Below are 10742 nucleotides of genomic sequence, written 5' to 3'. Positions count from 1 at the left end.
CTCGTCAGCATGCCGCAGAATGCGTAGCTTGCGCTGTATCTCGCGCTGATCCTTGTTCATGTGCATCTCCATCGTCCCAGAATTGGGAAGCTAATGGAAATGTCCCGCGAGTACCGACATATCTACATACGACATCTTTCTCGCCTCGGTGACGGCATCACAGCTCGCTTATTCGGGATACTCAACGAACTCGCAGTCGAGGCGATCCAGAATGGTATCGAACGTGTCACCGACGACAGCATTGAATCTTGGAGGCCAGCCTTGGAAAAGGAAGCGGCGTTCGCTTAAGCGTCCGAACATCACACTTCAATTGAGACGCGCCCGTCCTGAGTCTCAATTGAAGTGTGACTATCTTGCGAAAAACGCCCGAGTCCCAGATTGAAGTGTAAATCGACAGCTGGCTTTCCTGTCACCTCAGACGACGGATCACCGGGATTTCACCGGCGTTGTTCGCCTGCCCTCCATAAAGCCAATCGACGCTGTCGTACCACTCTTCGGGGCGCTTGGCGCGCATCATGGTGTTACGCAACTCCGCATGGGCACCTTCGGGGTGGTAGATGTTCTCGCCGATCCAGCGCGATTGCAGTTGCACGCGGGCGGTACGCATGTGGCGCTTCGCAACATAAGCTGGAATCGCGCGTTCCACCTCGCCCGAAGCGGCTTCGATCTCGGTGCTGATGCACACCGCGTCTTCCATGGCCATGCAAGCCCCTTGCGCGAAATACTGCAGCATCGGATGGGCCGCGTCGCCCAGAAGCACCACGCGGCTGTCCTGCCAGGTGATCACCGGATCGCGGTCGCAGAGGACCCAGAGCTTCCAGTCTATGCCGGTCTCGATGATCTTCTGAGCCTTGGGGTGTGTATGAGAAAAGCCTTTCATCACCTCCTGGTGGCTCACGGGCAGGCCCGCTACGGGTTCCGCTGCGTGATTGTGATAGGTGACGACGAGGTTGAAAGTCTTCCAGTCCGATAGCGGATAGTGCACAAGGTGGCACTTCGGTCCGGCCCAGAGCGTAGCCGCGTTCCAGCGCAACTCTTCGGGCATGTGGTCGGTCGGCACGACCGAACGGAAGGTCGTATGCCCCGAAACCTGCGGCTTGCCGTCGCCTGCGACGCGCCTGCGAATGTTCGACCAGAGCCCGTCCGCCCCGATCAACATCCGTCCGGTCACACGGGTTCCGTCCGTTACGATCGCCGTGACCGAAGCCGCGTCCTGCTCGTAATCGACCACCTCCGAACTGGTGCGCAACTCGACGAGGGGGTTCTCCTGGCAGGCACGCAGGAAGACGCCGAAAAGATCCCCGCGATGGACGACCGCATAGGGGTTACCGAACCGGGTGCGAAACCCGTCATCCAAGGGGATGCGCGCCACCTCTTCGGCCGTCATGGCGTCCATAAAACGGAGGCTGTCGATATAGACGGCCATCTTGCGGGCGGTCTCGCCCACACCGAGCTTCAAACGCATGAAAAGCGTTCGGGCCGAGCTGAATTCCGGCGCCGATCTCTCCAAGGACCGGGGACTTCTCGAGCACCACCGAGTGGAAGCCGCGGTTTGCGAGACCGATGGCGGTCGCAAGGCCGCCGATGCCGCCGCCTGCGATCAGGATGGGAAGGTCTTGAGACATGTCTCTTCTCTTTGCTGGGCCGGAAGGCACCGTTTAGGTTCGGAAAGGCTGCACTCGCAGGAAGCGGGGCTTGCGTGGTTAACCGGGGCCACCCTCCCGTGGCCCCGGAAAATCGTATTCAGGAGAAATCGGGCTGCCGTGCAGGTTCTGCCTCCGCAAAGGCCGGCAGGGCATTGCAGGCGGCATGGATCTCCTTCAGGCGACCAAGATCGGCGATGTCGACCTTGAACCGGTCTGCCGAAGCAAGCTGTGGAACGAGGCAAATGTCGGCGACCGATGGCGTATCGCCGAAGGTGAAGGCGCCGCCGTGTTTCTGGCGACGGGCAATCTCCTCGCACGCTTCCAGGCCGGGGCGAATCCATGTGGCGCACCAGGCCTCTTTCCCGGCCTGATCGACGCCATAGCTTGCCTGGAGATGGTTCAGCACCCGCAGGTTCTGCAGGGGATGGATGTCGGATGCGATGATCTGCGCGAAGGCGCGCGCCTGCGCTCTGAGATCCTTTTCCGCGGGCAGGAGCGGCACCTCGGGATATGTCTCGTCCAGCCATTCCATGATCGCGAGGGACTGGGTCAGCACCAGCCCGTCGACATCGAGCGATGGAACCAGGGCCTGAGGGTTCAGTGTGCGGTAGGCGTCGGAACGATGCTCGTTCTTCTGCAGATGGACGCCCCGGAACTCATAGGACAGACCCTTGAGGTTAAGTGCAATGCGGCACCTCCATGCTGCGGAGGAACGAAAATAGCCGTGAAAGATCATCACCCGGCCTCGCCAATCGTCAATTCGACGCCCTCAAGTCCATCGATGCCGCCCGTGAGTACCGCGCCCGGCTCGACCGCCCCCACGCCAGCCGGGGTGCCCGTGTAGATCACGTCACCGGGATTGAGGTGATAGAAGTGGGACAGGTGCGAGAGGATTTCCTCGACCTTCCAGATCAGGTCCGAAAGCTGGGCCTCCTGGCGACGCGCGCCACCCACGTCCAGCCAGATCCGCTGCGAACCGATCGCGCCAAAGTCCTCGGCGCGGGTGATCGCCGAGAGCACCGCCGATTTCTCGAAATTCTTGCCCAGATCCCAGGGGCGACCAGTCGCACGTGCCTTGAGTTGAAGGTCGCGACGCGTCATGTCGAGGCCGGTAGCAAAGCCAAAGGCTGCATCACGAGCGTCTTCGACCGAGGCTTTCCAGAGTGGTTTGCCGACGGCAACGACGAATTCCATTTCATAATGGTAGTTCGACGTTCCGGCGGGGTAAGGCACCGTCGCGCCCGAGGGGACATAGCTTGCAGCGTCCTTGAGGAAGTAGAAGGGTACCTCGCGGTCGACCTCAACGCCCATCTCCTTGGCATGCTCGGCATAATTGCGGCCGACACAGAAGATGCGGTGCAGCGGATAGACGTCTTCCGAGCCCGTGACCGGGATTTGCGGAAAGATCGGGTCGGGAAAGTTTGGGAAGAGGCGTTTGGTCATGTGAATCTCTGCCTTTTGTTTTCGCCCTTGGCGGGCCGACGGCGATGGGCTCGGGCCCAGCGGCTAATTTGGTTCAGTAACTATTCTGGCTCGTGCCGAGGTGGCGGCGTGCCAGCACGAAAAAATCGCCTGAGGGGTTGGGCGCGTGCCCGGTCTTCTCGGCAAGGAGCGCGCCGACGAAGTCCCCGGGGAAATCCTCGAAACGGCCTCCGTTGCGCAGGTCCACTGCGCGGAGCCAGACCTCCTTGGCGCGCAGCCAGGGCGTGACGCGGGCGCTGGGGATGCCCTCGAAGGGCAGCGACCTGTCCCAATCGTCCTCGGCCAGATCGCGCCATTCGACATTGAGATGCACCTCGGCGTGGGAAACGAGATGGCGCAGCGCGCCGGCAGGCAGTGTCTTGCCGTCTTCGATCTCCCCTTCGCGCTGGTCAGGACTTTCCCAGAGCGCAATCGGCGCACCGGTCCTGGCGCGCTCGGTCGCACGGGCCAGCGCGCGGGCGTGATAAGCCACACAGGCCGCGACCTGTCGGCGGCTCCAGCCCGGAACGCGGCTGTCGCCGTTAAGGGCGTTGTCGGACAGCTCGTTGAGCATGCGGGCAAAATAGGCAGCTCCACGACGCGCCCAGTCTAGCTCGCGGGCGGGTGCGTTCGGCGCGTCGTAGCGCGCGCCCAAGCCTTGCCGGGCTCGCAGAGCCGCGCGGGCTTGCTCGATACCGCCGAGCAGAACCTCAGGCATCCCGCCCTTCCACCCAGGTACGGTCGAAGTTCAGCCGCTCGATGATCGGCGCGTCGGAGAAGCGGAAGAGGTCGAAGCCTGTTTCAGCTTCAAGCGACCAACTCACCCACGACGGGATGACGAAGATGTCGCCCTTCTCCACGGCTTTCGTCTGGTTGCCAAGAACCACGTTGCCTCGGCCTTCGAACACCTGGAAGACGGTCGAGCCCACCTCCCGGCGAAGGGACGTCTTGGTGCCTTCGCGCAAGCGGTGGAACTCAGCTCGGATGGTGGGCATCACATCTGCGCCAGTCGTCGGATTGACGTAGCGCACTGCCGCATGGCCGGGTCCGACTGTGGCGGGCACCCCTTCCTCTTCGAGAAGAAGCTGTTCTGTCAGTGCCCGGTCGGTGAACTCCCAGCGATAGGCGCCGATGGGCGAGGAGACCGTGGCCTGAAGACCGGAGAGCGGGCGCAGGCCCGGATGGCACCAGAGCCGCTCGCCGCGCGAATAGCGTGGGGTGGCGTAGTCGGTCACCCGGTCGGAACCAAATTCGAAAAACCCCACATCGCTCTGCTGGCTGAATGGGATGTCGAGCCCGTCGATCCAGGCCATGGGCTGGTCGGTGTTATTGTGGTGGCCATGAAAGTGCCAGCCCGGGGTCAGCAGGAAATCGCCCCGCGACATGCGGACCGGATCGCCGTTGACCACGGTCCAAACGCCTTCTCCCTCTACGACGAACCGAAATGCATTCTGCGAATGGCGGTGCTCTGGCGCAGTTTCACGCGGGCCGAGATATTGGATCGCGCACCAGAGGGTGGGTGAAATATATGCATTGCCGCCGAGACCCGGATTGGCCAGGCCGAGGGCCCGGCGCTCGCCACCGCGACCCACCGGCACCAGATCTCCCGAGCGTTTCGCCAGCGGGTAGAGCTCGCGCCATTTCCACAAATGCGGCACCGCCGTGGGCTTGGGATTGCGGGGCATCAAGTCGCCCAATTGTGTCCAAAGGGGAAGAATGTGGTTGCGCTCGAAATCGGCATACAGCTCGCGAAGTTCGAGCGTTTCATCCGGCGTTGATGCGTTGTGCGCCGTGTCTTTCATTCGACTGGTCCCCCTTCGGAATGGGCACGACCGACCACCCCTTGCAACGTGACGGGTTGTGGCAGCAACGCACCGATTTGATCTCCTCCGAACGGCACCCTGTCCGGTGCGCCGTCGAAATAGTAAGTATACTTATTAGTTTCGCCTGTCAATCGCTGGTCAGTGGAATTAAGGAAGCCTGGGAATGCGGCCAGTCCGCGAGATTGGGGAGCGGAATGACGGTTGAGGTGAGCAAATCCACGAAATTCGACCTGGAAGCTTTGCCGGGCCATCTCATCCGGCGGTTGCAGCAGGTGGCGGTGGCGATTTTTGCAACGCGATTCGAGGACGCCAAGATCGATCTCACCCCCGTTCAGTTCGCCGCGCTTCACACGATCGAGCTGTCGCCGGGAATCGATCAGGCAAGCCTTGCAGGCATGATTGCCTACGACCGCACTACGATCGGAGGGGTCGTGGATCGCCTGATGCAGAAGGGCCTGATCCGGCGCGAAGTTTCCGAAAAGGACAAACGCGCCCGTTTGGTCTACCTGACGGAAGAAGGAACGGCGCTTATCCGGGAAGCCCGCCCAGCGGTGCTCGAAGTCCAGGACGTCATCCTGAAGGGCCTCTCGGCCGCCGAGCGACAAACCTTCATGGAGCTTCTGGCCAAGGCGGCCGAGGCCGGCAATAGCTACAGTCGCGCGCCGCTTTTGCGAAAATGAACCGGGTTATTAACCGGGACGGCTGTCGCGGCTGATGATCTTTGAGGGAACGAGTTTTTCCTTCAAAACGTCCGACGCCAACAAGTTCTGGAAAAGATCCGCCAACTCCTCGCGCGTGATGTTCTTCATCTGCTGCGTCCAGTAAAGATCCTGCTCGATTGCGATCTTCAGCGTCGGCTCGATGAGGGCCTGCCCCGCGGGCGTCAGCGCAATACGGACCGATCGGCCGTCTTCCTGATCATAGATTCTCTCGACCAGGCCCTTGCTGCACAGCCGGTCGATAGTGCGACTGACTGCTCCTGCATCAACACCCGCAAGGTCCGAAATCGTGCGCGGCGAGTTGGAGTCGTGGCTGTTCAGCAGGAGAAGGATATTCCACTGTGCGACCGTCACGCCATAGACGCTGAGAGCCGATTCAAAACGCTTGATCACTTCGGCGGACAGACGATGCAGCCAAAATGCCAGGAAAGCATATGTCGTGATCTGATTTTTGTCCCGGGACAATAGTTCACTCCGACTAGTAAAGGTCGTATTAGCCGCCGAAGGTGCGACCTGCAAGCATTCAGTCGCGGCGGGGCCGGACCGCTCGTGCCAGTTGTGTTTCGGTCGTCAGTGGCGGAAGACGAAGGGCGAGCCGTCGCGAAACCGTTGGAGGCGATAGATTGCCGGGTTGCAGACTGGTTTGACGCCGGCGATCATCGCCGCAAGCATCTGCCCGGCAGCGGGGGCGACCGAAAGCCCATTGCCTGAAAAGCCGGTGATGAGGAAAACTCCGGGGGTGTTGGCCACGTCCGAGATGACCGGGGTGGAATCCGGCGTGGCGTCGATGACGCCACCCCAACTGTCGACCACCCGTGCCGAGGCCAGCGCGGGGAATGCACGCGTCGCATTCGCGCGGATGGTGCCGTTTTCCTTGCGGTCGACACGGGCGCTCAGAATTCGGACATGCTCGAAGACAGAAGCCGCATCTGTTCGGCTTGATGCTCTCTCTCCAAACGACGTCCAGAAATCGCCGCCGAAGCGCAGCTTCAGCATCGAACGGGCGTGCCCCATAGCCGGCATGAAGTCGCGCAGGAAGCGAAAGCTGTCGAGCGTGAGCGGCGAGACATGGCGCAACCCGCCCATCGAATACTGGCCGTCCGCATGGCGGCGCCAGGTGAAGTCGCGACCATAACCCGCGCCCGCCGGGCCGGCGACCGATGACAGCCGCTGCATCGTGGTGCAGATGCCGAGTTGAGGCAGCCGGACGCCCAGCTGGCGTACCAGAAGCGAGCTCCAGGCACCGGCGGCGATCACCACCGTTTTGCAGCGGATGGTTCCGTGTTCGGTTTCCACCGCTGCGACCTGTCCGCCGGCGAGCTCAATTTGCCGTACCGCGCAGGGCGCACATATCGTCACCCCCTCGCGCTGGGCTCCACGCGCCAGACGTGAGATCGTGTACTGTGGCTCGATCGTGCCATCGCTGTCCTGATAGAGCGCGCCGAGATAGCGGTCTTGAAGCCCTGGCAGGAGACGGTCGAGTTCCTCGCCGGTCACGATGCGCGAGGTAATCGAAGGATCGGCTTGCTTGGCCTCGGAGAGCCAAGCCTTATGCGCCTCCATCTCCTCTTCCGAATTGATGAGGGAGAAATTCCCTGTCCGGCGATAGCCAATGTCCTCGCCGAAACGCCCGGCATAGCCTTCCCAGAGACGCTTGGCCTGGTTGGCCAGTTCCAGCTTCTCCGGGTGCCAGCCATTGGAATAGATCCAGCCGAAGGCGCGGCTGGACTGCTCGCCGGCGACCACGCCCTTCTCCAGAACCAGCACCTTCATGCCATGTTCGTTAAGATAAAGCGCGGTCGCGAGCCCCGCCACCCCCGCGCCGATCACCACGACGTCGGCCTCGGCCGGAGGGCGTTCTTCCGTCGCCACCGGCTCGGCCCGCGACACGCCCGAGGCGAGACGATAGCGGAGAAGGGATGCTATCCCCGCCCCGGCAGCCCCACCGATAATCGCTCCGCCGAGGAGAGCTTCCATGCCCGCTCCGAACATTTCATCGTTCCTTGATCTGTGAAGCCTGCCCTGCCCAACTGGCCAAGGCACGCGTGGGACGCCGGTCAGTTGGCAGTTGCCCGTGCAAGGCCGTGCAGGAGAAGTCCCCCGACGAGGTCGCGCCGATACTCCGCAGTCGAGCGGATGTCGGTGATCGGACGGGCGGCCGCCATCAGGGCGGCGGCAGCTTCCTCGCGATCTCCGCCCGCCGCGAGCAGGCGCTCGGCTTCCGGCACGCGCAACACTGTGGGCGCCACCGCGCCAATCGCGATGCGCACCTGGCGCGCGCCGTCGGCACCGGTCCATGCGTGATAGGCCACTGACGCCTTCGAGATGGTCTGCGCCTTGCGCGGGCCGCGTTTCTCGAAAAAAAACTGCTCTGCGCGCCGGTCTCCAGCCTTGGGGATTCGTATCTCGGCGATGAACTCGCCTGGTTCCAGAGCCACCCGCCGCGGGCCCTGTACGAAATCGGCAATGGGAACCGCGCGCTCGCCCTGCGGCCCCATACAGAGGATCTCGGCGTCATAGGCATAAAGCGGCGGCAGGCCGTCGGCAGCAGGCGAAGCATTGGAGATATTGCCGCCGATCGTTGCCCGGTTCTGGATCTGCATCGCGCCGATCTCGCGCGCTGCCATGGCCAGAACCGGCGAATGGGCAGCGATTTCGGGCGAATGAATGATATCGGTCCAGCAGGTCATGGCGCCGATGCTGATGTAGGTCTCGTCTTCACGGATCCCGCGCAACTCGGAAACAGCCGCCAAGTCTATCAGCGTCAAATCCTTCAGGTGGTGCTGTTCCTGCACCATCAGGTCAGTGTAGCCCGCGGCGAAGCGATATGGTGCCACCTGTGCGGCCAGACCGCTGCGCAGTTCGGCCAGCGAGGCCGGCCGCCAGTAACCGTCCATTTGCAAACTCGTGGCTGTGCCGGAGCCGAGCCGCGCGGAAAGCGGAGATCCAGGAGAGTCGTTCACGCTCTTTTGCATCGCCGTCAGGATCTTCGAATATCCGGTACAGCGGCATAGGTTGCCGCCAAGGGCATCGCGCAGGTCCTCTTCGGATCTAACCTCGCCCGAAGTGACCGCGCTCCAACCCTGCATCACGAACCCCGGCGTGCAGAACCCACATTGCACACCCCCCTCGTTTGCGAGGTTAATGGCGAGGGAGACACCGACCGGATCATTTCCTATGCCCTCGATTGTGGTGATCTCATTCCCTTCGACGGCGCCGGCTAAGGCGAGGCAAGAGCAGATCGTCTTGCCGTTCACGATGACGGTGCAGGCGCCGCACTCGCCCTCGCCGCAGCCATATTTCGTGCCGGTCAGGCCCAGGTCTTCACGCAAGACCTCCAGAAGCGGAGTGCGCGGATCGGCGGACAGGGTCTTGTCCACGCCATTAACGACGAACTTGATCATTTCTCACTCCTCTCCTTTGAGCGCAGACAGGACGGCTTCAGGGCTGATGGGGAATTTTGCGAAGCGGTGGCCGATCGCATCGTAGATGGAGTTGGCCACGCTGCAGGGGACGACCGGCAGGCCGATCTCGCCCAGGCCGCGAACGCCCAGGGGGTTAGTCACGTCTGGATGTTCGAACAGCCGCGTGGTCATCTTGATGGGGGTGTCACGGATGCTGGGGATGACGTAGTTCGTCAGCGACGGGTTCATCACCTTGCCGGCCTGAAGGATCAGATCCTCGTAGAGTGCGAAGCCCAGGCCCTGGACGAATGCCCCCTCTATCTGGCCCTCGATGTTTTGTGGATGGATCATGCGGCCAGTCTCGACATAGTTCTCGACCTCCAGGACGCTGACCTCGCCGGTTAACCGATCGACCTCGATGCCCATGACCTGGACCAGGTAGTTGTAGGCGATGTGAGGCATGCCGAAGACGAACTGCTCGGTCTGCTCGGGGATGAACGATGCCTCGACCACGAGATCATCGTTGTGGCCGGCGGCGGCGATCTTGGCGCGCAGTTCCTTGGCGGTCTTGGCAACGGCATTGCCAACCACATAGGTCGTGCGCGAACCGTGTGTCGCGCCAGAGTTCGGCCCGAAGCTGTCACCCATGATGTAATCGATGTCTTCGAGGGTGCAGGCCAGATGCTCGGCGGCGATCATCATGAACGAAGTGAGATTGCCGTTTCCGACATCGGGGACGCCGAGTTCCAGGAGGTAGCGGCCGCTTGCCCGACGGGTCAGGCGCACCGTCGCCCCCGCTTCAGCGCCCGAGCCCAGGCCGAAACTATACCATACCGAGGAAACACCGACCCCCCGCGCGGCAAAGGGACTGGCGGCCGCCTTGAAGGCCTCGCGCCCACTCCAGAGCGAGCCGGCTTCGGCCGCATCGAGCAGCGGTGCGAGGATCGGGTTTTCGGCCATTGGGAAACCAGGACCCGCCTTGTCGCCCTTGCGCAGGAGGTTTCGGCGGCGAACTTCGAAGGGCGAAATCCCGGTCGCGCGGGCAATGTCGTCCACGGCCTGTTCTATGCCTGGTAGGACCTGCGGAGCGCCCACGCCGCGGAAAGCCGAGGCTACACCGTTGTTGGTATAAATCGCCTTGGCGTCGACCTTCACCGCCTTGAAGCGGTAGGGGTCAGTGCAATGCTCGACCGACTGTGACAGCACGACCGGACTGTAGGTCATATAGGCGCCCGCATCCGACAGGAGCGAGATGTTCGCGGTCAGAAGCGTGCCGTCGGCGGCTGCTCCCACCTCGTAGGCAACCTGATAGCCGTGCCGCTTTACGCCAACGCGGATCGATTCCTCGCGGTCATACATGAGGCGGCTCGGACGGCCGGTCTTGAAGGTCGCCAGCGCAAGGGGCAGCTGGACGTTCAAGTCCTCCTTGCCGCCGAAAGCTCCTCCCATCATCGGGTTGAGGACGCGGATTTTCTCGGGCGCCAAGTTGAGCGCGCCGGAGAGCGCGACCATGTCGTGATGAGGTCCCTGACCGCCGACCGAAAGCGTCAGCACGCCGTTCTCTGAACTGATGCGGTGGATGCCCCTTCGCCTGGCATCGTATGATGTCATCCGCGCCAGGGTGGCGCATTTGAAGGAGGAGACCATGTCTAACGTGCATATTTTGGCAATTGACCTCGCCAAACGAAG

General features: G+C 62.3%; 11 protein-coding genes. 1 reads left to right on the top strand and 10 read right to left on the bottom strand.

The window, feature by feature from the left end; translation table 11 throughout:
- Positions 1–409: 409 nt before the first annotated feature.
- The 6 genes from M0412_RS26220 to M0412_RS26195 form a co-directional block, all read right to left on the bottom strand.
- Positions 410–1465, bottom strand: coding sequence for a 3-hydroxybenzoate 6-monooxygenase (locus M0412_RS26220; protein WP_269704255.1), 1056 nt, complete (start codon positions 1463–1465; stop codon positions 410–412).
- Positions 1350–1625 (bottom strand): NAD(P)-binding protein, encoded by a 276-nt coding sequence (locus M0412_RS26215; RefSeq protein WP_269704257.1) that lies wholly within the window; start codon positions 1623–1625, stop codon positions 1350–1352. The genes M0412_RS26220 and M0412_RS26215 overlap by 116 nt, the downstream gene beginning before the upstream one ends.
- A 118-nt stretch (positions 1626–1743) precedes the next feature.
- A complete protein-coding gene (gene maiA, locus M0412_RS26210) occupies positions 1744–2382 on the bottom strand; it encodes a maleylacetoacetate isomerase (protein WP_269704259.1) in 639 nt (212 codons plus the stop codon).
- A complete protein-coding gene (locus M0412_RS26205) occupies positions 2382–3089 on the bottom strand; it encodes a fumarylacetoacetate hydrolase family protein (RefSeq protein ID WP_269704261.1) in 708 nt (235 codons plus the stop codon). Before M0412_RS26205 ends, maiA begins: the two co-directional genes overlap by 1 nt.
- A 73-nt stretch (positions 3090–3162) precedes the next feature.
- Positions 3163–3825: a maleylpyruvate isomerase N-terminal domain-containing protein gene (locus tag M0412_RS26200; RefSeq protein WP_269704263.1), complete on the bottom strand. Its 663-nt coding sequence runs from the start codon at positions 3823–3825 to the stop codon at positions 3163–3165.
- Positions 3818–4909: a cupin domain-containing protein gene (locus tag M0412_RS26195; protein ID WP_269704265.1), complete on the bottom strand. Its 1092-nt coding sequence runs from the start codon at positions 4907–4909 to the stop codon at positions 3818–3820. Before M0412_RS26195 ends, M0412_RS26200 begins: the two co-directional genes overlap by 8 nt.
- A gap of 20 nt (positions 4910–4929) precedes the next feature.
- On the opposite strand from M0412_RS26195, the gene M0412_RS26190 reads away from it, so the two are divergent.
- Positions 4930–5610, top strand: coding sequence for a MarR family transcriptional regulator (locus M0412_RS26190; RefSeq protein ID WP_309568479.1), 681 nt, complete (start codon positions 4930–4932; stop codon positions 5608–5610).
- A 9-nt stretch (positions 5611–5619) separates the two neighbouring features.
- On the opposite strand, the gene M0412_RS26185 is transcribed toward M0412_RS26190, so the two are convergent.
- From M0412_RS26185 to M0412_RS26170, 4 genes are all read right to left on the bottom strand, one after another.
- Entirely contained in the window at positions 5620–6114 is a 495-nt protein-coding gene (locus M0412_RS26185; RefSeq protein ID WP_269704267.1) for a MarR family winged helix-turn-helix transcriptional regulator, read from the bottom strand.
- A gap of 105 nt (positions 6115–6219) precedes the next feature.
- Positions 6220–7626 carry an FAD-binding oxidoreductase gene (locus M0412_RS26180; RefSeq protein WP_269704269.1) on the bottom strand — a complete coding sequence of 469 codons (1407 nt, stop codon included), beginning with the start codon at positions 7624–7626 and terminating at the stop codon, positions 6220–6222.
- Between the two features lie 80 nt (positions 7627–7706).
- The gene (locus tag M0412_RS26175) at positions 7707–9053 is read right to left on the bottom strand and encodes an FAD binding domain-containing protein (protein ID WP_269704272.1); all 1347 of its coding nucleotides are present in this window, start codon (positions 9051–9053) and stop codon (positions 7707–7709) included.
- A gap of 3 nt (positions 9054–9056) precedes the next feature.
- Positions 9057–10742: xanthine dehydrogenase family protein molybdopterin-binding subunit (locus tag M0412_RS26170; RefSeq protein ID WP_371338346.1), on the bottom strand; the 1686-nt coding region annotated here is incomplete at its 5' end.

It is taken from the genome of Agrobacterium sp. O3.4 (genome assembly GCF_041414895.1).
Taxonomy (GTDB): domain Bacteria; phylum Pseudomonadota; class Alphaproteobacteria; order Rhizobiales; family Rhizobiaceae; genus Agrobacterium; species Agrobacterium cucumeris.
This window is presented reverse-complemented; position numbering and strand designations above follow the sequence as displayed.

Bases quoted from the DNA above. Each gene is read 5' to 3' on its own strand.
- M0412_RS26220 (WP_269704255.1), bottom strand. From the start codon at position 1,465: ATGCGTTTGAAGCTCGGTGTGGGCGAGACCGCCCGCAAGATGGCCGTC.
- M0412_RS26195 (WP_269704265.1), bottom strand. From the start codon at position 4,909: ATGAAAGACACGGCGCACAACGCATCAACGCCGGATGAAACGCTCGAA.
- M0412_RS26205 (WP_269704261.1), bottom strand. From the start codon at position 3,089: ATGACCAAACGCCTCTTCCCAAACTTTCCCGACCCGATCTTTCCGCAA.
- M0412_RS26200 (WP_269704263.1), bottom strand. From the start codon at position 3,825: ATGCCTGAGGTTCTGCTCGGCGGTATCGAGCAAGCCCGCGCGGCTCTG.
- maiA (WP_269704259.1), bottom strand. From the start codon at position 2,382: ATGATCTTTCACGGCTATTTTCGTTCCTCCGCAGCATGGAGGTGCCGC.
- M0412_RS26180 (WP_269704269.1), bottom strand. From the start codon at position 7,626: ATGGAAGCTCTCCTCGGCGGAGCGATTATCGGTGGGGCTGCCGGGGCG.
- M0412_RS26190 (WP_309568479.1), top strand. From the start codon at position 4,930: ATGGGCACGACCGACCACCCCTTGCAACGTGACGGGTTGTGGCAGCAA.
- M0412_RS26175 (WP_269704272.1), bottom strand. From the start codon at position 9,053: ATGATCAAGTTCGTCGTTAATGGCGTGGACAAGACCCTGTCCGCCGAT.
- M0412_RS26215 (WP_269704257.1), bottom strand. From the start codon at position 1,625: ATGTCTCAAGACCTTCCCATCCTGATCGCAGGCGGCGGCATCGGCGGC.